Below are 21569 nucleotides of genomic sequence, written 5' to 3'. Positions count from 1 at the left end.
GACCGTGCCGCCGTCATGCTTACCCTCATCACCACGGCACGCCTCAACGACGTCGACCCGAAAGCCTGGCTCGCCGACGTCCTGGCCCGCATTGCCGATCTTCCCGCCTCGCGTCTGCACGAACTACTGCCCTGGCAATGGAAGCGCCTGCGCGAAGCCGACAAGCCCGCCGATCAGCAGGCCGCCTGACCTCACGAAACGTCATCATAGAGCCCGCCGCGCACACGCGCGCGTGCCAATCATGCGGCCTTCGTCGTATGCGTACGCGCAAAGTCCGGTTCGCTCAGGTCTTGCGGCGGACGACCGGCACGGCCAAACAGCAGCCGCTCAAGTGTCGCGTCATCGTGGCCCGGCGGCAGAGGCCAGCATGACAGCCCGGCCTCCCCGCGCCCGCAGCAAATAAGTCGATACTGTCGTCTTACTGATCTTGAGCCGTTCCGACACCTCACGCACCGAAAGACCCTGTTCATGGGTCAGGCGCAAGATCGCTTGGATATCCCTCACGCTCGTTCGTCTCGCTTGCTTCCGTCTCGGCATGGCCCCTCTCAACGTCATCGTGAGAGGCCAAAATGCCAGAGGGCGCAGCCGAGAACCGACCGTAAAATCCGCTCCCGAAAACTGTCCGGGATTTAGCGGAATCGCTGTCCGCGAATTGCTGAAATCACTGTCCGGGATTTAGCGAAAAGGGTGTCCGGCAATTACCGAAACACGCAGCCACAGCTAGATGGTGAGATCGACCAATGGATCAAGTCGATGGCCCGTTGAAGTGCTGCGTCGGTCGCAGCATGGCCGCGTGAGAACGCTATAATATATCCCATAGTGTCTTGGAAATCGCCGTTCCTGGCGATCGACGTCTTGGGTCCAACATGCAATTTGACCTCGGCGACACCTGGTACGGCAGCCGCCCGATGTTCGCCATCTATCCAATCGAGGGTGCCATCGCGATCAGGAAGTAGAGACCGCCAGCCTGCAATTTGCGACTGCCTTTCGTGCAAATCGCATTCGTCACCGACGACAAGGTTGATGTGCTCTCTGACGAGATCGATACCGCAAGCTAGCTGAATGTGCTGAGGACCGCCCCCAAGACGCGGATTGACTTCAATGACGACTGGGCCACACTCCGTCAACCGGAGTTCAATGTTCGCTGGCCCCCAGCCAAGGCCCAGAGCTCGCAAACAGCTCAGCGAAACACCGGTCATACGTGCATGAACCTCATCAGTTAGCAGGGCGGGGAAGATGCCGCCTCGACAGACGAAATGCGGTGGGCAGCCAAAATCAGAGCTTTCAATCCCAATGATCTCATTGCCCATTAGATGAGCGACATAAAGCGGGCCTTGTGCGAACTCTTCGACTAGTATCTTTGGCGAAGACCGCCATAGCTGCTTACCACCCAACAGATAGCCCGTATGTTCGGCCAACTCATCAACATTGCGGCACAACCGGACGCCCCTGCTGCCGCTGCCGACGGCCGGCTTGAGAATGACCGGCAGGCCGATCTCCGCGGCACAGCTTTGTACGTCACTCGCATTCGCTGCCAAACGAAAAGCGGGTACTGGGACGCCGGCCTCGGCGAGGAGCTGTCGTTGAGCGAATTTGTTGCAGCATTGCTCGACCGATTCAGGGTTGGGGCCCGGCAGATCAAAATGCCGGCAGAGCTTGCCGATTGTCGCATAGAACGACTCTGCGGAGGAGGTAATGCCAGCAATGTCATAAGTGGCACGAACCCGGGAGCATTCCCGGATCAGCGCACCAAGATTGTCGGTATCGACACGGATCGCCTCAACGCCCTCCGACTTTAGATAATCGTACTGGGCTGGATCGGCCGACAGAGCAATTGGACGAAGACTAAGACGTTGGGCCGCTTGGACGTATAGTAGACCATTGCTCCTAGTGGCCTCAACAAGTATAAGCGCTCTTTCTGTCATCATCTGCCTCCCAACATTGCGTATTGTGCGGCGGCGCCGGAACGCAAACCGACAGCACCGTTCTTGGCCGTGTCTCCACTACAATTCGGGTGAACGTACCACCGTCCACCATTTGAGATCGTGAAGACTCTGTAAATTCGTTTGAATGATTTGTTGCAACGTTTCATCGCTGACGGTGTGGCAAGGAGAGTATCTCGAAAATTGAAGGTTGGGAGGTCAAGCGGCCCTAATCAACGTTAGCCGGAACGTCAGCTGGCAACGGACGTTAAGTACCAACGAATATAGGCTAAAGTTTCTCATTTTGAGTGCTGTACCTAACTAGCTACGGAGCTGACTAGTCTCGGGCAATCCGGAATGGCGCCAGTCAGTTGATGTGGTGGACGGCCTCCGCTCCCGTAGCGTGCCAAAGTGTGGCCGTCGAAAGCACGTAAGGGAGAGCCGTCCAGATGGGGTAGTCGGGGGAGCGACGCGCCCTGGAGCCGATCATAAGCTGGAGGGTAGCTGTTCCCCGACAAGATGGAAAAAATACGGGCTCACGACTGGACGCCGGGCCAGCATCAACGGAGAACAGCCATGGAAGAATACCGGTCTCGACGTGTCGATGAAACAGACGGCAGTGTCGATCCGCCGTGAAGGCGAACGGAGTCTTTTCGGCCATGGCAATAGCCATAGACTTGGGCGTGTCAACGTGGGTGGGAGCGCGAGTTCGGGTGCCGACCGGAAACGCACAAATTGTGCTGTTGCATACATACGGATTCGGACGCCAATACCCAAGGCCATTGAATTTGATCGTTTTCAATTTGGCATACCGCTTGCGCTTTGTTCTGCGAGATCACACAACAGCGCACCCGCTCAGGCTGGTTTCAAGAGGAAAGCAGAAAGTTCAAGTTTTATAGGGCAGGGCAGAGAGGCATAAAATGTGATTCATCCAGAGTAATTCTAAGTAGAAACGGACGACAGACCCAAGAGAATCATGATTGATATGCATGACAAATTAATATATGACGAGAATTCAGCTTCGACTTATGAAAAATTTACTACATTGGTTGGTAAGGTTGCTGAGGCGGGTGAAACCGCAGCCTTCCTTGAGAGGTTTTCTTGCGGAAGAAGTGCTCTCGAACTTGGCATTGGTAACGGGCGCGTAGCGGTGCCGTTGAGCGAACACGGCGTCAAGGTCGAAGGCATCGACAATTCGGAAAGCATGCTGAAACTTCTCGCCAACCGTACCGATCAGATCAAGGCTTGGAAGGGGGACATTGCCGATTTCAGCTCAGAGCAACGTTACCATCTGGTCTATTGTGTTTTTGGCACTTTCACGCTGCTCTCTACGCGTGAAGAGCAAATAGCTTGCCTCAGATCTGCCGCGGAGGCGCTAGATGAAGAGGGTGCGTTGGTTATAGAGTTGCCTGTGCCAGTGTTGGATGGTTTCATCAGAGGTCAGAGGGTGATTGCTAATCTATTGGACTATGAGAATACACTTGTCAATGTTGAAGTTCACGATTCACTAAAACAAAATTTGACGTCAACTTCCCTCTGGTTTTCTGGTACATCCCTCAGGCGTTCCCCGCAACGTATTCGTTACGTCTATCACCAAGAGCTCGACACCATGGCCCAATGCGTCGGGCTCGAGCTGGCGGAGCGATGGGAAGATTGGGCAAAAGGTGCGTTCACCGATGTGTCCAAACGGCATATCTCGGTGTATCGTAGAACTAGCGTGTAATCCGCGACCCGCCACTGAACCCTTATTCCGCGACAGTTAGCTCTCATGTTCCCTGTCAAGGTTGAAGGCAAGAAGGCTCACCTGCTTGGCAGGTTCGCGAAGCAGTCGGATCGGCCGAATCTGCACAGGGCGGGGGGTGGAGCTCAGAGACGACGGTTGATCAGACTCTCCTCCACGGGTGGGTACCGACCTTCGGTGTCTTCGTCTCGGGGCTGTCCTCGGTCTAGAGGGCGGGAGTCGGCCGCACCGGCTCGGCCACATAACTAGCGACGGGAGTTCCCCACGTGGCCCACCGCTGTGCAGCGGGTGCTTCGCAATACTCCCTCGTGGCTCACCCTGCATACGTGAGTATCAGCTCGGCCCATCCGGCGAAGCGGGTCGAAACCTCAGGGGGAGAATTTCGACACACGCGCGGGTATATGGTGGATTTCGCTGATGCCGGCCTGCTCAGACTCGCGTAAAGTGCAGTTTTTTGATCCAGTCCGTGTCCATCTCGAAACCGTCTGCGGTGACGCTCAGCGTCGCCGCCCAAGGCAGGTCGGTTTCGGGCTGGAGCAGGAACCAAAGATCGCTGTCCGCTGCGACGATGGTCGCGTCCATCGCGCCAAGATTGGAGCGAAGCCGGAAATTGCCACGTTGTGCGTCGCCCTCAATCTCGACCTCAAGGCCCTGCGCCTCGTTGGCGTAGTATCCGGCGAGCGGAGCGGTCGCTTTTGCTTCTTCGCCCAGGGGTGCGTAGACCCTCGGTGTGCCGCAGAACGTGACATCGAGTTTACCGTCCGGTCGTGGACTGAGAACAAGATCCGTAATCCCGCGCTCGGGCTTCGCGCCGCCAGGATGGCCGAAATCGAACCCGGTCGCACCACCGGAACTGAGGAAGGTTGGCACGCCGTTTTTGGCCACGAGCTCAAACACGTCACTCCCGGCTTCCTGCCGGAAACGGCCGGGAGCAAGTTCGATCCGCGCTGGCGCGGTGTTGCCGAAATAAATGTCGGCGATACGGCGCGCAACGGCGAAGGCAGGAACCTGGTCGTTGTTGGCGATGATGACAATGCCGAGCCCGTCGTCGATGAAGCGCATCGATTGCGACTTTCCACCGGCAACTGAACCGCCGTGGCCGACCGCGCGGCGGCCCCGATAGACGTCCGTCACCAGCCCGAGCCCATAGAACCCGGTGGTTCCATTGTCGAAGATGCACGGCGTGGACATCCGTCGATACATTTCCGCTGTGCCGACCTTGTGGTTGATAAGATTCTGTTGCCAGACGACCATGTCGTCGAGCGTCGAAACTATCCCGCCTCCGCCGTCTTCTTCCACCCCCCAGCCCAAATGGGCCCAGCCCTCGGCGCGCTTGGTATAGTGCGAGGCCAGCCGTTTCATCACCGAGCCGTCGCGCAACATGAGCGAGGTGTCGTGCATGGCGAGCGGGCCGGTGATGCGCTTGCGCAGTACTTCGTTGAAGGTCGCGCCCTCGATCTGCTCGATGATCTCGTACAACATGAAGAACCCGGAATTCGAATAGATCATTGCACTCCCGGGCTTGAAGTTGAGCGCGTCCTGCTTAGCTATGATATCACGGATCGTCTGACGGTCTGACGGCGTGTAGATCGACCGCCCGCTGACGAACATGGCCTCCAGAAAGTCGCGGTACCCGCTGGTGTTGGAGGCAAGTTGCCTGAGTGTAACCCGGTGCTCAAGTCGGGGCACATAAGGCAGATGCTTGTGCACATCGTCCTCAAGGCTTAGCTTGCCTTCAGCCTCCAACATCAGGATCAGCAACACGGTGAACTGCTTGCTTTGGGAACCAATGCGGATGATGGTTTTACGGCCCATTGGCACGTCGTCATTTATATTCGCCAGACCATAGGCGTTAGCGAAAATCTCGCGACCGTGCTCCGTCACCGCGACGACAGCGCCAGGCATTTCAGGTCCGCTGAATTTTCCGAACAATGCATCGACACGCTTAGCAAAGCCGATACGTGGCGTAGTCATATGGTCGTTTCCTGTGATTTGCCTATTGGAGACCGATTCGTAACGCTCGATATTATTTGATGGCTAACGACCAGTATTTCGAACCCCAAATTGGCGCTGTGCAATCTAAGCGTTACTCGAAGATCAGAAAGGTTATAGATGCGATGATCAGAAAGGCGATAGATGCGATGTGTCAAGCACAGTTTTTATATTATGGTCATCTAGAAACGAGATTGAGGTTGACGCACATGCGGCCTGTACGGGTCGCATCGCACTTTCCAAACATCGATGTCGAAGGACACGCACAGCGAGAGCCACAGACCTTGCCGTCGAGTTCGTCACGGGCATAGGGCGGTCTCACCGAAGCGAATCTATCGTCTTTACAAGGAGATGGGCTTGCAGCTCAGGAACAAGACGCCGAAGCGTCGGGTAAAGGCGAAGCTGCGGGAGGATCGCACCGATGCGACGCAGAGCAACCAGGTCTGGGCGATGGACTTCGTTCACGACCAACTGGCGACCGGCCGCAAGATCCGTGTGCTCACCGTCGTCGACACTTTCTCGCGCTTCTCGCCGGTGGTCGATCCGCGGTTCAGCTACCGCGGCGAGGATGTGGTCGTGGCCCTCGAAGGAGCATGCCGGAAGGTCGGTTATCCGAAGACGATCCGGGTCGGCCAGGGCTCCGAGTTCATCTCCCGCGACCTCGACCTGTGGGCCTATCAGAAAGGTGTTGAACTAGACTTCTCCCGACCGGGAAAGCCAACGGACAATGCCCTTATCGAATCGTTCAATGGAAAGTTCCGCGCGGAATGCCTGAACGCGCACTGGTTCCTGAGCCTTGACGACGCCCGTGCCAAGATGGAGGAATGGCGTAAGGACTACAACACAGTCCGACCCCATAGCGCGATCGGCAACAAGCCGCCGATATCGCTTATGAAAGGCTCATCGGCGGCCGCTCCGCCTTGAGCCATCACCCCCGGAAGTTCCTGCCCGGGGCGATCCAAAGATGGGGAGCACGTCAGCCACAAACCCGGTCCAGAATACACCGAGCCGAATTGCGGGGCAGTAGGTTGATCTGAGCATCTCAAAACCAGATGGACGCGATATACACACTGAATTTGACGTAAACCCGGCGGCAGTTGAAAATCTAGTAGTGAGAAGTGCAAACCGCAGAACGGGATGAAATAATGAGCTCTTTCGGGTAGGAAAGCAGGCGCTTAATGCACTCGACTTGTCCGGTGTCGCCGTCGGGCGCTGTCTTCCGTCGCCGGCCGAGTTGGTTTGCGATCCGCAGTGGGGCTGAGGCGCCGAAAAAGCGGCCATTGATGCTTTTGGAAGGCCCAATGGCCTTTCCTTGACGGACTTGCAGGAAGGCCACAGGATCTGGGCCGACGTCCACTCGGTAGCAAGGTCCCGTCGGCTCTGCTCTCTCGATACTCAACCAGCGGACAGGCGCGTGCATTAATCGCGCTGCTGAACCAAGAAGGGGAAATGAACATGACAATCTCTCGACGCCACCTCGTTAAGATGGGCATCGCCGCCGGAACGGTTATATCGATCCCATCTGTCCTGCGAGCACAGACAACGCCCCCCGAGGCCCGGACGGTGCGTATGGTGATGTCGGACATCGATACCTTCGACCCGATCATTTCCACGACTTACGAAAGTGGCAATCACGGCCTGGCGATCTACGACACGCTGTTTGCGCTTGATTCCAAGTTGACGCCTCAGCCCCAAATGGTTGGGAAGTGGGGCGTTTCCGACGATAAGAAGAAGTATACGTTTGAGCTTCGGGATGGCCTGACCTGGCACGACGGCACTCCAGTCACTGCGGCAGACTGTGTCGCCTCGATTCGTCGCTGGGGTCAGGTGCCTTCCGGCGGAAGGCTGATCGTGGAGCGGGCAACGGACATCTCGGCGCAGGATGACAAGACCTTCACCATCTCGCTCAAGGAGCCGCTGGGGCTACTTATCGAAACCTTGGCGAGCGCGTCTACGCCGCTCCTGTTCATCATGCGCGAAAAAGATGCGACTCGCCCAGCAACTGAGGCGGTAACATCGAATATCGGATCAGGGCCATTCAAGTTCAATGAAGCTCTCGTCAAACCAGGCGCAAGCTACACCTATGATCGCAATGAAAGGTATATACCGCGCCAGGAGCCGTCCGACGGATTCGCCGGCGGGAAGGTCGTGAATGTCGATCGCGTCATCCGGGAGAATATCTCCGATCAGCAGACGGCCTTTGCAGCCTTGCAGTCGGGCGAGGTCGATTTCCTCCAAAGCCCATCGGCCGATCTTTACCCAGTGATCAAGAGCGACCCCAACCTTGAACTCCAGGCGTTGAACAAGGCCGGTGATGTATATTTCATGCGCATGAACTGCTTGCAGAAGCCGTTCGATAACGTCAAGGCGCGCCAAGCGATGCTTCACCTGATCGATCAGGAGGCAGTCATGCGTACCGCCATCGCCCAAGAATACATCAGCCCCGTTACTTCGTTTTTCGGGAATCGAACGCCCTATACCAACGACGAAAATACGGGGTGGTACAAGAAGGGTGGCGACCCAGAAAAGGCCAAGCAGCTCCTTAACGAGGCTGGATACGCGGGCGAGAAAGTCGTCATTCTCCAACACACCAGTTGGGCCGCTGCCAACGTTATGGAGCAGTTCCTGGCGGCTACGCTGCGAAAAATTGGGATGAATGTCGACCTGGTTCCAGCCGACTCCGCGACGCGTACGCAGCTGTTGACGAACGGCAGCTGGAGCATAATGATGACGAACGAGTCTGATTATGACCGCAGCACTCCGGTCAGCAATCCCACTCTCAGCGCGAATGGCGAGCAGGGTTGGTACGGCTGGCCGAAGAGCGACGAATATGAGGCTCTTCGGGCCAAATGGGCAGTTGTCGGAACACTTGAAGAGCGCCAGGCACTGGCCCGGGAGATGCAACGTATACAGTGGGACATCGTTGGCACCGTTCTACTGGGCTCAGCCGTTGCGCCAATCGCGCGCCGCAAGACGCTCACCGGTGTCATCGAAATGCCGGCGCTCACAGCAATGTGGAACATGCAGAAGGTTCCAGCTTAGTGGCAGCCTATATCCTTCGCAGGTTAGTTTCGACCATCGCCGTCATGGCGATGGTCGGGATCTTTGTCTTCCTGCTTCTTAGGCTGGCGCCTGGTGATCCAGCGGCCATCATCGCAGGCGACAAGGCCTCGCCACAGGTGATCGCCGCCATCCGCGAACAGCTTGGACTTAACGAGCCGATGCCAGTCCAGTTCGTGCATTGGGTTCTCGGCATCCTCGCCGGCGACTTTGGGACCTCACTTTTATCGGGGCGACCGGTTCTTGAGCTCATTTCACTGCGGCTAGAACCGACCATTTCTATTTCGATCCTGACGATCATCCTTTCGGTAACGGTTGGGGTTTCCTTCGGCATTCTTGCCGGGTGGCGAGCGGGCGGTCTTGTTGACCGCATCCTAACGGTCTTCGCGACACTTGGTTTTTCTGTCCCGGTGTTTGTCGTTGGCTTCTTTCTCCTGTACATATTCTCTATTCGGACCCACTGGCTGCCGGTCCAGGGCTACAAGCCAATCGAAAACGGCTTTGGGCCATGGTTTGTGCATCTGATCCTGCCTACACTGGCTTTAGGTATTCCTTACATAGCTTTCATCGCCAGGGTCACGCGCGCGAGCATACTAGAGGTTCTGTCGGAAGACTATATGCGAACGGCCGCCGCTAAGGGTGCTTCGTCCTATGCCATGCTTTTCCACCATGCTTTGAAGAATGCAGGCGTTCCAATCCTGACGGTGATCGGCATAAGCTTCGCCTATCTAATTTCTGGCGTCGTCATCACGGAAACTGTGTTCAACATACCCGGTATCGGACGCCTGGTCGTCGATGCACTCGACAGCCGCGACTACCCTCTCATTCAAGGCGTGCTCATCCTCGTTTCGGGCCTGTACGTGCTCATCAACCTCGTGGTCGATCTTTCCTACACTCTAGTCGACCCCCGTATCCGGTACTGATTATGACGCTCCTCTCTGCGCCAGTTAAATACGTCCCGACGGGCCGTTTCCGAATATCCACCCTGTCCCGTCTCGCAAGACGGCACACGCAGGTCCTGATAGGCGGCGGTCTCCTTTTGCTCCTGATCGTCCTGGCGCTTGCCGCCCCGCTTTACGCCGGAGATCCGGTGAATATGGATCCCTACCGACGCCTCCAGCCGCCTTCCGCCGAGATGTGGTTCGGAACCGACAATCTGGGCCGTGACGTATTTGCCCGAACGATCATCGGGGCGCGCATCTCCTTGATGGTCGGGTTGATCTCAGCGGTCTGTGCGACTCTGGCCGGGCTCCTGATCGGTGTTGTCGCTGGGTATGTCCGCAGCTTTGATAACGTCGTCATGCGGCTGATGGACGCCCTGATGTCGATCCCAACGATTCTACTGGCCATCGCGCTCATTGCCCTTACCGGCCCCGGGATCGGCATCCTCATCGTCGCCATTACGATACCCCAGTTGCCAAGCATCACACGGCTGGTTCGCTCGGTGGTTCTAGGTGTGCGGGAGCGTCCCTATGTGGAGGCCGCGCTCTGCGGCGGCGCGCGCCTACCCAAGGTGTTGTGCCGCCATATCCTCCCGAGCACCATTCCGTCTCTTATGGTCCAGAGCGCCATCGTCTGTGCAGATGCGATTCTGACAGAAGCCGGTCTAAGCTTCCTTGGCGTGGGCGTGCCGCCCGAGATTCCGAGCTGGGGCAACATGATCGCCAGTTCGCGCTTGTATCTGGGCATAGCCCCGATGACGATCTTCGCCCCAGGTATCTGCCTTGCCGTGACGGTCCTTGCGGTCAACCTGCTTGGGGATGGTTTGCGCGATATGTTCGATCCCCGCTCAAAGCGGAGACACTGACATGCTGATGCGAGAATCTGCAGAGGATGATGTGCTTCTCGACGTTCGCGACCTTGAGACGCACTTTTACGGCGAGGAAAGCGTCACCCGCGCCTTGGGCGGCATCAGCTTCCAGGTGAAAAAAGGCGAGACGCTCGGCGTCGTCGGCGAATCCGGGTGCGGAAAGAGTGTTACCGCTCTCTCCATCCTTCGCCTGCTGCCGAAGCTATCCGCCAGGACCGTCCGTGGCGAGATTCTATTTCACGGAACCGACCTTCTTGAACTGTCCGATCGGGAGATGCGAAAGGTTCGCGGCGACCAGATCGCCATGATCTTCCAGGAGCCGATGACGAGCCTGAACCCTGTCTATACTGTCGGTCGCCAGATCGCCGAGGCGGTTCAGATCCACACCAAGGCCTCGCGGTCCGTTGCCATGGCGAAGGCCGAGGAGATGCTTCGTCTCGTCCGCATCGCTGACCCCGAGCGTCGCGTTTACAACTATCCTCACGAAATGTCAGGCGGGATGCGCCAGCGCGCAATGATCGCCATGGCCCTCGCCTGCTCACCAGAACTGTTGATCGCTGACGAGCCGACGACGGCCCTCGACGTCACTATCCAGGCACAGATCTTGCGGCTCATCGTCGATCTGAAAGAGCGCACCGGAACAGCCGTCATGTTCATCACGCACGATCTGGGTGTTGTAGCCGAGACATGCCAACGCGTGATTGTCATGTATGCTGGCCGGATCGTAGAACAAGCGAACGTGTTAGATCTGTTTGCGCGTCCGGCGCACCCCTACACTCAGGGCCTCATGCGCTCAGTCCCTGACCGGCGGCGCGGCCGACAGCGCCGCCTTCCGGAAATCCCCGGCATCGTGCCAAGTCTGCGCGAGCCCATTGTGGGCTGCAGCTTCGCGCCTCGCTGCCCGTTCGCGATCGATATTTGCCGCGAGAACACGCCCGTCCTGCGTGATGTCGGGTCGAGCCACGCCGCGGCTTGCTGGCGCGCCGAAGAGGTGATGGGCGCATGAGTGGTCCTTTGCTGAAAGTCGAAAATCTGACCAAGCATTATCCTCTCGGCGCGGGAATCTTCAAGAAAGGCATTCCGGTGATCCGGGCGGTGGAGGATGTATCCTTTTCCGTCGAGGCAGGCGAGACGCTCTGTATCGTTGGGGAATCCGGTTGTGGCAAGTCCACCGTCGCGCGGCTCTTGATGCGGCTCGTAGAGCCGACGGGCGGGCGGGTGCTAATAGATGGGACCGATATTGCGAGCCTCAAGAAGGACGCGCTTCGCGCCTGGCGCCGTCGGATGCAGATGGTCTTTCAGGATCCTTACTCGTCGCTAAATCCGCGCCTCACGGCTGGACAGATCATTACTGAGCCTGTCGAGAACTTTGAGCGCCTCAGCCGGAAGCAGCGCCAGGCACTCGCCGCGGACCTTCTCCGACAAGTCGGAATGGCGCCTGAGATGATGAACAGGCTCCCATCCGAATTGTCGGGCGGTCAGCGCCAGCGGCTCGGCATTGCACGCGCGCTGTCGCTCAAGCCCTCACTCATCATCGCCGACGAGGCGGTGTCAGCCCTCGACGTCTCCGTGCAGGCGCAGATCTTAAATCTGCTTCTGGATCTACAGCAGCAGATGGGCATCGCCTTCGTCTTCATCTCACATGACCTCGGCGTCGTGGAGCATATCGCGCATCGCGTTGCCGTCATGTACCTGGGGCGGATCGTGGAGCTCGCCCCGAGCGAGGCGCTCTTCGCAAAACCGGTCCATCCCTACACCGAGGCGCTGATTGCCGCCGCTCCGGTTCCGGATCCGACGCGGGTTCGGCTGGAGGCGTCCGTGGAGGGTGAGGTGCCTAGCCCCATCAATCCGCCGACTGGGTGCGCGTTCCACCCGCGCTGCCCGCTCGCGATCGAGCGTTGCTGCATCGAAGTGCCACCTTTGGTGCCAATGGCGGACGGGCGCGTCGTGGCCTGTCATGTGCGCGCTCCGGCTACAGGCATGCCGATCCAGCCGGCTGTAAAGGGCGATCATACGCTCGATCCTGTGGCTATGTCAGAAAGTCATTCCGCTCAAGCATCTCGAGTGCCGCGCTGACACGACACCGAGCATTGTTTGCCAAATTCAGCAAAAGAAGAGAAAAAACAATGGCAGAATACACACACCAGATCGGTTCTCATCTGGGGCAACTGGGTGGCTACTATGATACGGTCGGTTCGATTGCAACGAACGTCGCGAACGGCTTCACGATGGTGGCAGTCGGCGATCTCATCGTATCGCGACCACTGACCAGATACGAACATCCCGGCTTCAGCGACATCGTCAAGATTCTTCGTGATGCCGATGTCACTTTCGGCAACATGGAAACCCTGATCTTCGATATCCGAAAGTTCAAAGGAAGTCCGGAGGCTGAGCACGGCGGTGCGTATCACGTCAGTGTACCGGAACTGGGACCTGATTTGAAGACGATGGGGTTCAACATCGTCGGTCGCGCGAACAACCACACACTTGACTGGGGTCTTGAAGGCATGCGCGAGACGAGCCGAGTGCTGGATGAGAGCGGTATCGTCCATGCAGGTGCTGGCGAGAATCTCGCACAAGCTGGCGCCGCCCGCTTTTTGGAAACCGCACGCGGTCGCGCGGCATTGGTGTCATTGGCTACATCGTTTGCGCCAATGTCTCGAGCGTGCGATTCCGCCGGCGAGGCTCCCGGCAGACCAGGGCTCAATGCACTTCGTTTAGCCAAAAGCATCGTCGTGCCGCCGGAGATGCTTGAGAGTTTGAGGCAGGTACGTGATGCTTTGCCAGACCACAAGGCCGGCGAAACGGATTCGAGCCGGGTCATGGTCGACGGGACGACATATAAGATAGGCAACAAGGTTGGCTACAGCTACGAAGCAGACCCGCGCGATGTCGCCGACATTCTACGAAACGTTCGCCGGGGCAAGCAGTTCTCCGACTTCTGTATCGTCACGAACCATTGTCACAACCCCGGGAATTGGAGCCAAGAGCCAGCTGACTATGAACAATCACTTGCGCATAAGCTTATTGATGCGGGGGCAGACGCATATATCGGACACGGACCACATCTCTTGCGCGGCATTGAGATCTTCAAGGGGCGGCCCGTCTTCTATAGCTTGGGGAATTTCTTCTATGATGACCTCCGGACGCCCGTCGGGGCTGACATGTTCGAGGCCTATGGCAGGGACCCGCGAGTCGACACGGATGCCGAGGTGACGGTCGACGAAGAGGCAAAGGGATATCCGACGGCAGAAGGGTTTGTAGGTGCGCTCGCCGCCCCGGTCTATTATGAGAGCGTTATCGCAGTCAGCTGCTTTGAGCACAACCAGCTTGCTAAATTGCGGCTTTATCCGGTCGAGCTCGGTTACTCGAAGAGGTTTGCCAACCGGGGCATCCCGCAGCTGGTCACTGGGTCGCAAGCAAATGACATACTGGAGCGTCTTCAGAAGCTCTCGGACCCGTTTGGAACCCAAATAGCGATCGAGAACGACGTTGGAGTCATCAGATTGAGTCCGACTTCGCCCTGATAACTCGGCCAGGCTCCGCTTCTTCCCACTTTCGCGACCGTCTTAGGGTTAATCCCGTAGCGCTTCGAAAGCGTCCTCAGGTTGGCTTGATTATGCCTTATCACTCGACGGATCGCCTCTGTCGTCGTGGCGCTCCAATGAAGAACCTGGCCCCATAGGGGCATCCTTTGATTCGTGCGACACGGATGCCCCATTAGCTGGGATCCAACAACTAAATTAGGTCTCTGATACCAGGTCTACAGCCAAACATTGCCGGGTGGTCCCCGGAGTGCCGGTTGTCCATTTCGCGAGATCGCATCAGGCGTAGCTGCCATCTCGTTTCTAGATGCCGACAATACATAAACAGCGTTTGACGGAAGCCGCCTAGCGATTGATCATCGAACGAATGTGCCAAGTGCGACTGAGCCTTTGATTTTGGAACTATAGATGCAAACTGTCGTGCCCTACCACGATCTGCAGAACAAGGCGACCGCGTGGCGCCGCCACCTGCAGCAAAATCGCGAGTTCCGTTGTTGGCCAAACAACACTATGAACGAGAGATTGGCTTCGCTTTTTTCGGCGGTTTGGTCGTCTCGCCAACGTCACGAATTGTCGGGAATTCTGGAACACTTCCCCTGCTGGCGGCTTAAGCACCTTCGCATTGCGCGTGAGGGGTTCGGCTTCCTCCGCTTTGATAACCGCAAAACTTTTTCTTCCCGCCCTCGCAGGCTTCCCTGAGTGTCGACGGTTGCTCCATTTTTGTCGCTTTGGCTCCCGCTTTGCCGTCCCAGCATCATGCCGGCAACAATAGGTTTTCCTTGCGGCGCCCGTGATCGTTCCCCGTTGTTACGGGCTCGCTTAGCGATTTCCTGATCGGCGCCGCTTCCGCCGCGGCTCAGAGAGCCGGAAAAACAAACAGAACTGGAGCTTAAATTTCAATGAGTGTTTCACCAGAAGTTAGCGAGTTTGTTGAGTCGTCCGAAAAGAAGTCGCTGCCCTCCAAAGCGCTAGCTGTCATTATCGGGGGCGGGGTGTCGGGATGCTCTATCGCATATCATTTAGCAAAGCTCGGATGGACGGACGTCATTCTGCTTGAACGCAAAAAGCTTACTTGTGGCACAACCTGGCATGCAGCCGGCTTAGTGAGTGAGCCGCCTACTGCTTCAACGCCAAACCTTTATAAGTATTCAATGCAACTGTACTCGAGCTTGGAGGACGAAACAGGAATTGCGACCGGTCTTCGCCGCGGCGGATCGTTGTCTATCGCACTCACCGAAGAGCGCAAGCACGAGTTATACAGGCAGCTGTCTCTCGCGGCCGCAGTTGGTGCCGAGGCGCGAAAGCTCTCTGTGGATGAACTTAAGGAAGTATACCCCTATGTAGATGTATCTGACGTTACTGCTGCGCTCCATTTTCCTAATGATGGGCAATGTGATCCAACTAATGTCACGATGGCGCTCGCCAAAGGCGCACGTATGCGCGGCGCTGCCATTTTTGAAGGTGTGCAAGTCACTGGTGTTCAGACGAGGAACGGCCGGGTGTCGAGCGTGACATGGGAGAAGGATGGCGAGCGAGGGGTAATTGAAACAGACAACGTCGTAAATTGCGCTGGGATGTGGGCGCGGGAATTAGGCTTGAGAAGCAACGTCACGATTCCACTGCATGCCTGCGAACATTTCTACATGGTCACAGAACCGATAGAAGGGCTGACCCGACTGCCGGTACTTCGTGTTCGTGACGAGCAGACGTACTACAAGGAAGATGCAGGAAAAATTCTCTTTGGGGCGGTAGAACTGAAGGCGAAGCCTTGGGGAATGGATGGTATCCCGGAAAGCTTCTGCTTTGATCAGCTGCCTGAGGACTTTGCGCATTTCGAACCTATTATGGAGAAGGCTCTGAAGCGAATGCCGATCCTGGCCACGGCCGGTATCCGCACCTTCTTCAATGGGCCAGAAAGCTTCACACCGGACGATCGCTATCACTTGGGGGAAGTTCCCGAACTTCGGGGCTATTGGGTAGCGTGCGGTTACAACACCGGCGGGATAGCTTCCTCGGGTGGCGCGGGCTTAGCGCTGGCGCAGTGGATGAATGACGGCGAGCCGCCATTCGATCTGTCGGGCGTGGACATCCGTCGAATGCAACCTTTCCAAAAGAATCGTTCCTACTTGAGTGAGCGTGTAACGGAGATTGTGGGGCTTACCTATGCCGACCAATTCCCCGCCCGTCAGAAGACAACATCGCGTGGTATTCGACGCTCGCCAATTCACGAGCATCTTAAAGTGCGGGGCGCGGTGTTCGGCGAGGCGGTGGGCTGGGAGCGAGCCAACTGGTTTGCCAGGCAGGGACAGGAGCGCGAATATCGTTACTCCTGGCACCGCCAGAACTGGTTCGATAATCAGCGCGACGAGCACGTGGCGATACGCGAACGTGTTGGTATTTTCGACTTGACCTCATTCGGAAAAATCCGTGTGGAGGGGCGAGACGCCTGCAGGTTCCTCCAGCAGCTTTGCTCCAACGACATCGACGTGCCGGTCGGCCGGATAGTCTATACGCAAATGCTAAACGAGCGCGGCGGGATCGAGAGCGACCTCACCGTCAGTCGTCTCACGGAGACTGCTTTCCTGCTCGTCGTTTCGGCCTTCTCATTACATCGCGATTTGTCTTGGCTCCGGCGGCATCTAGGCGACGAGTTTGTCGTTATCACAGATATGTCGGCTTCGGAAAGCGTTCTGGCGGTGATGGGACCGAGTTCGCGCGAACTCCTCGGCCGAGTAAGCCCGAATGATTTTTCCAATAAGAACAATCCGTTCGGAACCTTCCAGGAAATCGAGATCGGCATGGGCGTCGCGCGGGCGCATCGAGTGACTTATGTTGGCGAGCTAGGCTGGGAGATCTACGTCCCAACCGACCAAGCCGCGCATGTCTTCGAAGCAATCGAGGTGGCCGGCGCGGATATCGGACTCAAGCCGTGTGGGCTGCATGCCATTCTCTCGTGCCGCATCGAGAAGGCATATCGGGGGTTTGGTGAAGATATTGGCAGCGATGATCATGTGCTCGAAGCGGGATTGGGCTTCGCCGTAAAGACAGCAAAGCCTAGATTTGTCGGGAGAGATGCGGTACTGAGAAAACGCGAGGCAGGGCTTGAGCGTCGGCTGGTGCAGTTTCTGCTCAAAGATCCCACTCCACTGATGCATCACAACGAAGTCATCTTCCGAGACGGTCGGGTCGCAGGAACAATCACATCCGCAGACTACGGGCATACGCTCGGCGGAGCCACAGGCCTTGGATATGTACCTTGCAGGAATGAAAGCGAAGAAGCGCTGCTTTCCTCCTCTTACGAAATCGAGATCGCGGGTGAGCGCTTTGCTGCGGACGTCTCGCTTAAGCCGATGTATGACCCGGGGAGCGACCGGGTGCGGGCCTGAGCTGCCATTTAGAGCCGCTCAACATTCTACCCGTGTCAACACCATCGGAGCTCGCGGGCAGCTTCGATGGTTGACTTCCGATGTTGAAGACCGTGAGGGCTGACAATATGAGCAAGACTTCTGCTATACGTTCTCGCGCCAGTTTACGCGCCTTGTCACCAAGAAAGGCGGAAGCAGGTGTCTGCCGTCGGAACGAACCTATTGCTGAGACTTAAATTAGGGAGACCTGTGCGCTGGAAGCTTTTTGCATTGATTTTGGTTGATCTTCTCGGCTTCCAGCGTAAAGGGCGCAACGATATCAGCGCCGACGTCGTCGGCTCTGGCTTTGACGCTCTCGTGTGAGCGCCAATGGTGTTTTTGCCGCTATAAATAGCGATGACCATGACCTTCAAACCGCGTTTCATATTGTAGGCGATGGCGGTGAGGCGAATTTGAACGCCTGCCTTTGCAAGCCCTCGCCATCGCATCCGGCGAAAGCCGTAGCTTCGTTTCCATGTGCCGAAAATCTTCTCGATCGGGCCACGAATGCGGTGGATCGGTTGGTTCCAGGCCTCAAGGCGTGCCCGTGTTGCGGCTTCATCCCGTCCCCACATGCCGGTGGCGACGATGCGTGGCGTTCCGCCCTTGGCACGCACCGCGTCGCCGAAATGGTTGCCGCGATAGGCGCTGTGTACGCATCCGGTGAAGACCGCATAGGTGCGTATCCGGCAGGCATGAGCACCGCGGTGCTGGGGTCAAGCTTTCGATGGGGAGACGCGATGATATTCTTCGAGGAGGAGTTTCACCTCCTCGATGCCTTCATCGGTGAAGGCCAAGGTCCCGTCGCCATCGTTGGCCCCGTACACCCAGATGACGCCGTCCTCGGGCTCGAGCCCGAGGGTCAGGTCCTGGATGAGCGCTTCGCTGACGCCGAGGTCCCTGGCGACGCGTTCGACGGTGTAGACGTGATGCACCTTATTGCGCTGCATGATCAGGCCGCCGCTGGTTGGGTCCGCAGTTTTGCGGACCTCCAATTCCACGGCAGCAAATCATCGATCCGCTGTGCTGGGTGGGCTGCGATGCGCGCCAGGATATCGGCGAGCCAGGCCTGAGGGTCGACGTCATTCAACTTGGCGCTGACGATCAGGCTGTAGAAAACGGCAGCGCGCTGTCCGCCGCGATCGGAACCGCAGAACAGCCAGGACTTTCTGCCGAGAGCGATGCCGCGCAGGGCTCGCTCGGCTGCATTGTTCGATAGGCAAATCCGCCCATCGTCGAGGAACCGGGTGAAGGATGACCAGCGGCGCAGCATGTAGTTGAAGGCCTTGGTCAGATCGTGTCCGCTCGAGAGCTTGTCGCGCGTCTCGATCATCCAGCGCTCGAGTTCGGTGACCAGCGGCACGCTCCGCTCCTGGCGCACGGCGTGGCGTTGGGCCGGCGACAGGCCGCTGATCTCGCGCTCGATATCGAACAGGGCATCGATGCGCTTCACGGCTTCAACCGCGAGCGGATAGACCAGGTTGGGCTTCTCGCCGCGCGCCTTCTTGCGCGCCGCCGCTTCGATATCGGCCAGCTCGAACACTTTGCGCCGGCTGTGGGCCCAGCAGCTGGCTTCCAGAACAGGCGCCGGCTGACGACCCGTCGCATAGAGATCGCCATAACCACTAAAGGCATCTGCCTGCAGAATGCCGCTCCAGCCGGCGAGATGCGCCACGGGATGTTCGCCTCGGCGATCGCGGGAATAGTAGAACACCGCCGCCGGTGGATCGGCGCCGCCGAACGGTCGGTCATCGCGCACATAGGTCCATAATCGGCCGATATCGGTCTTGCCCTTGGCCATGACCGGCACCGTCGTATCGTCGCCGTGCAGACGTGAAGCGGCCAGCACATGGGCTTCGAGCCGCTTGAACAGCGGCATCAACGCTGCGGCGCCGGCGCCGACCTGGTCGGCGAGCGTCGACAGGCTGAGCGGCACGCCTTCGCGGGCATAGCGTTCAGCCTGGCGGTTGAGCGGCTGATGCTGGCCGAACTTCTCGAACAGGATCATCGCCAGCAGGCCGGGACCGGCCCAGCCGCGCGGGGTGGCGTGGAACGGCGCCGGAGCCTGGCTGATCGCCTCGCAGTCGCGGCAGGTGAACTTCTCCCGCGCGTGCTGGATCACCTTCCATTGCCGCGGCACCACCTCCAGCGTCTCGGTGATATCCTCACCCAGCTTGCGCAGCCGATGACCGCCACAGCAGTGGCAAGCGCTCGGCGCCGGCTCGACCACGCGTTCGCGCGGCAGATGCTCGGGAAATGGCTGGCGCGCCGGTCGTTTGCGCACGTAAGGCGCCACCTCGGTGGTCCGGGCCGCGGCCTGTTCGGCGGCGATCTCGTCTTCCGTCGCCGTGCTCTCGAGTTCCTCGAAGGTGAGTTCCATCTGGTCGTGCAGGCGGGCGGAACGTTCAGAACTCTGACCATGCAGCGCCCGCCGCAGCTTCCGGATCGTCAGATCCTGATGTGCGATCAGCGCCGCATCATCCGATGCCTTGGCCCTGGCGACCGCCAGTTCGGCCTCGACCAGCGCAGCGCGCGCGGCCTCGTCTTCGGCTCTTGCCAGCGCCGCGGCCAGCGCTGCTCTCAGCGCGCCAATATCGTCCGGAACAGCATCCTGGGCGGTGGCAACCATGCCCTGGAGTGAATCATAAAACGCGTCCGCTGACTCGCGGAAAATGGCGCAAACTCAAAGAAAAACTCAGCCCGCGCGCTCAGGTCGGAACGTGTGGCGCGGGTTGCGCCAATCGATCCCGTCGAGCATGTACGCCAACTGAGAAGGCGATATGGAAACCGTACCATCCGCCGGCGACGGCCATAGGAACCGGCCCTTCTCGAGCCGTTTTGCATACAGCGACATGCCGAGCCCATCATGCCAGATAATCTTGATCAGGTTGCCGCTGCGGCCGCGGAAGACATAAAGATCGCCGGCATGCGGATCCCGGCCCAACGTCTCCTGAACCTGCAGAGCGAGCCCTTGCATCCCGCGACGCATATCGGTCCGGCCGACCGCCAACCAGATCCGCACCTGACTCGGAACCGGGATCATGAAACGCCCAGCGCCTTCACCATCGCCGCCGCCAGTGTCGGCGGCGTGGTCAGCGGAATCCGCAGCCGCACCTTGCCGGCGATCTCCAGCTCGATCACCGCTGGTGCCGCCGCCGGCACCGAAGCGGCGACAGGCTCATCGGGAACCACGACAACTTCGGCAAAGCCCGTCTCGCGGGCTCTCACCGTGCGGCGCCACTTATAGATCAGGCTGGTCGCGACATCGTACTGACGCGCCACCGCCACCACTGTGGCCCCGGGCGCGAATGCCGCGGCCAGTATCCGGCACTGATCCTCTTCACTCCAACGACGACGCCGCTCCGGCCCGGTCAATAACGTCACATGGCTCATGCTGTGCTTCTAACTACGCTCGTAAGGACAACCTTAAGAGCGCAGCATCGGTACCGTGCCGTCCTCCCGCAAGGCGGCCCTCACCGGAGCCGTACGGCGCTGTCGGCAAACACCTCGCCGGGGCTGTCAGGCGGAGCATCGGGACCGGCCTTGCCCTCGTTGATGTTGGCGGGCGTGACAGCGATCTCCTCAACCAGAGCTGTATCGGCGTCGGCACCGACATGGGCCTTGAAGCCATGAACGCTGGTCGGCCCTTATGTTTGACCCAATGGCCCTCTTCGTCGTCCTCACTGGTCCAGGCGATGATCGTCGCATCGACAAGTGTACCGGTCTTCACCTGAATCGCTTTGGCCTTGAGCTGGCAGGTGATCTCGTCGAACAGCGTCTTGTCCAGACCATGGACCACAAGGGCCTTTCGAAAACGCACGAAAGCCGTTCTCTCAGGTGTCGGCTCTTGAGCCGAAAACCCGCAGAACCGTCGGAACGATCCTCTGTCGTCCAGCGCCTCGGCAAGCTTGACGTCGGACAAGTCGTACCAGAGCGACAGCAGCATCGCCTTGAACCAAACTTTTCCTGACCGATGCGCCGACGTGACATCGCATCCCTCAATCCATTGTGCTGGTTGAGAGATAGATCAACACGCCAGTCCAGACACCCGCGCACAGGTCTCTTAGGAGCCCATACCGAGTAAAGAAACAGAGA

Annotated in this window: 18 protein-coding genes and 3 pseudogenes; 11 read left to right on the top strand and 10 right to left on the bottom strand. The window is 58.3% G+C overall.

All coding sequences use genetic code 11. The features are described from left to right. The coding region (locus MESCI2_RS0124050) for a transposase domain-containing protein (protein ID WP_027038768.1) at positions 1-189 on the top strand (189 nt) is incomplete at its 5' end. A gap of 77 nt (positions 190-266) precedes the next feature. On the opposite strand, the pseudogene MESCI2_RS1000000137295 reads toward MESCI2_RS0124050, so the two are convergent. Further along, positions 267-537: pseudogene (locus tag MESCI2_RS1000000137295) on the bottom strand (sigma factor-like helix-turn-helix DNA-binding protein); the annotation flags it as partial. Positions 538-698: 161 nt separating this feature from the next. Next, complete coding sequence (locus MESCI2_RS1000000137290) at positions 699-1925, bottom strand: ATP-grasp domain-containing protein (protein WP_081738873.1); 1227 nt, start codon at positions 1923-1925, stop codon at positions 699-701. 973 nt (positions 1926-2898) lie between these two features. On the opposite strand from MESCI2_RS1000000137290, the gene MESCI2_RS01000000135300 reads away from it, so the two are divergent. Further along, positions 2899-3645 carry a class I SAM-dependent methyltransferase gene (locus MESCI2_RS01000000135300; RefSeq protein WP_245270447.1) on the top strand — a complete coding sequence of 249 codons (747 nt, stop codon included), beginning with the start codon at positions 2899-2901 and terminating at the stop codon, positions 3643-3645. Positions 3646-4092: 447 nt separating this feature from the next. Here MESCI2_RS01000000135300 and MESCI2_RS1000000136255 read toward each other — a convergent pair whose 3' ends face one another. Further along, the gene (locus MESCI2_RS1000000136255) at positions 4093-5637 is read right to left on the bottom strand and encodes a serine hydrolase domain-containing protein (protein WP_081738871.1); all 1545 of its coding nucleotides are present in this window, start codon (positions 5635-5637) and stop codon (positions 4093-4095) included. A 309-nt stretch (positions 5638-5946) separates the two neighbouring features. Here MESCI2_RS1000000136255 and MESCI2_RS01000000135290 point away from each other — a divergent pair. From MESCI2_RS01000000135290 to MESCI2_RS0123990, 7 genes and pseudogenes are all read left to right on the top strand, one after another. Beyond that, a pseudogene (locus tag MESCI2_RS01000000135290) lies at positions 5947-6579 on the top strand (IS3 family transposase); the annotation flags it as partial. A 531-nt stretch (positions 6580-7110) separates the two neighbouring features. Then, on the top strand, positions 7111-8697 hold the full coding sequence (locus MESCI2_RS0124015; protein ID WP_027038766.1) for an ABC transporter substrate-binding protein: 1587 nt from the start codon (positions 7111-7113) through the stop codon (positions 8695-8697). Continuing rightward, positions 8697-9638: an ABC transporter permease gene (locus MESCI2_RS0124010; protein ID WP_027038765.1), complete on the top strand. Its 942-nt coding sequence runs from the start codon at positions 8697-8699 to the stop codon at positions 9636-9638. Before MESCI2_RS0124015 ends, MESCI2_RS0124010 begins: the two co-directional genes overlap by 1 nt. Positions 9639-9640: 2 nt before the next feature. Beyond that, the gene (locus MESCI2_RS0124005) at positions 9641-10522 is read left to right on the top strand and encodes an ABC transporter permease (RefSeq protein WP_027038764.1); all 882 of its coding nucleotides are present in this window, start codon (positions 9641-9643) and stop codon (positions 10520-10522) included. Between the two features lie 7 nt (positions 10523-10529). After that, on the top strand, positions 10530-11531 hold the full coding sequence (locus MESCI2_RS0124000; protein ID WP_430981682.1) for an ABC transporter ATP-binding protein: 1002 nt from the start codon (positions 10530-10532) through the stop codon (positions 11529-11531). Beyond that, entirely contained in the window at positions 11528-12601 is a 1074-nt protein-coding gene (locus MESCI2_RS01000000135285) for an ABC transporter ATP-binding protein (RefSeq protein WP_050596655.1), read from the top strand. The genes MESCI2_RS0124000 and MESCI2_RS01000000135285 overlap by 4 nt, the downstream gene beginning before the upstream one ends. Positions 12602-12651: 50 nt before the next feature. Further along, on the top strand, positions 12652-14052 hold the full coding sequence (locus MESCI2_RS0123990; RefSeq protein ID WP_050596654.1) for a CapA family protein: 1401 nt from the start codon (positions 12652-12654) through the stop codon (positions 14050-14052). Positions 14053-14081: 29 nt separating this feature from the next. On the opposite strand, the pseudogene MESCI2_RS1000000138075 reads toward MESCI2_RS0123990, so the two are convergent. Further along, positions 14082-14216: pseudogene (locus MESCI2_RS1000000138075) on the bottom strand (IS481 family transposase); the annotation flags it as partial. 262 nt (positions 14217-14478) lie between these two features. Between MESCI2_RS1000000138075 and MESCI2_RS1000000138070 the strand changes: the two are divergent. Both MESCI2_RS1000000138070 and MESCI2_RS0123985 read left to right on the top strand, forming a co-directional pair. Further along, entirely contained in the window at positions 14479-14769 is a 291-nt protein-coding gene (locus MESCI2_RS1000000138070) for a hypothetical protein (protein WP_155936659.1), read from the top strand. 200 nt (positions 14770-14969) lie between these two features. Next, positions 14970-17456, top strand: coding sequence for a GcvT family protein (locus tag MESCI2_RS0123985; protein WP_050596653.1), 2487 nt, complete (start codon positions 14970-14972; stop codon positions 17454-17456). 155 nt (positions 17457-17611) lie between these two features. Here the strand turns inward: MESCI2_RS0123985 and MESCI2_RS1000000138955 are convergent, their stop codons facing one another. The 6 genes from MESCI2_RS1000000138955 to MESCI2_RS1000000138950 all read right to left on the bottom strand — a co-directional run bounded on the left by MESCI2_RS1000000138955 (position 17612) and on the right by MESCI2_RS1000000138950 (position 21420). Next, positions 17612-18091 (bottom strand): transposase, encoded by a 480-nt coding sequence (locus MESCI2_RS1000000138955; RefSeq protein ID WP_245270446.1) that lies wholly within the window; start codon positions 18089-18091, stop codon positions 17612-17614. A 99-nt stretch (positions 18092-18190) separates the two neighbouring features. Beyond that, positions 18191-18424 carry a hypothetical protein gene (locus tag MESCI2_RS0123980; protein WP_032901266.1) on the bottom strand — a complete coding sequence of 78 codons (234 nt, stop codon included), beginning with the start codon at positions 18422-18424 and terminating at the stop codon, positions 18191-18193. 2 nt (positions 18425-18426) lie between these two features. After that, entirely contained in the window at positions 18427-20103 is a 1677-nt protein-coding gene (gene tnpC / locus MESCI2_RS0123975; protein ID WP_027038759.1) for an IS66 family transposase, read from the bottom strand. Between the two features lie 66 nt (positions 20104-20169). Beyond that, complete coding sequence (gene tnpB / locus MESCI2_RS0123970) at positions 20170-20517, bottom strand: IS66 family insertion sequence element accessory protein TnpB (protein WP_027038758.1); 348 nt, start codon at positions 20515-20517, stop codon at positions 20170-20172. Beyond that, complete coding sequence (gene tnpA, locus MESCI2_RS0123965; RefSeq protein WP_027038757.1) at positions 20514-20867, bottom strand: IS66-like element accessory protein TnpA; 354 nt, start codon at positions 20865-20867, stop codon at positions 20514-20516. Before tnpA ends, tnpB begins: the two co-directional genes overlap by 4 nt. A 13-nt stretch (positions 20868-20880) precedes the next feature. Beyond that, positions 20881-21420 carry a transposase gene (locus MESCI2_RS1000000138950; RefSeq protein ID WP_155936658.1) on the bottom strand — a complete coding sequence of 180 codons (540 nt, stop codon included), beginning with the start codon at positions 21418-21420 and terminating at the stop codon, positions 20881-20883. Positions 21421-21569: the final 149 nt, after the last annotated feature.

The sequence above is a fragment of the Mesorhizobium ciceri WSM4083 genome, from assembly GCF_000519305.1.
In the GTDB taxonomy this organism is placed as follows: domain Bacteria; phylum Pseudomonadota; class Alphaproteobacteria; order Rhizobiales; family Rhizobiaceae; genus Mesorhizobium; species Mesorhizobium ciceri_B.
Note: the sequence above shows the minus strand (reverse complement) of the source record. Positions and strands in the feature narration are given on the sequence as shown.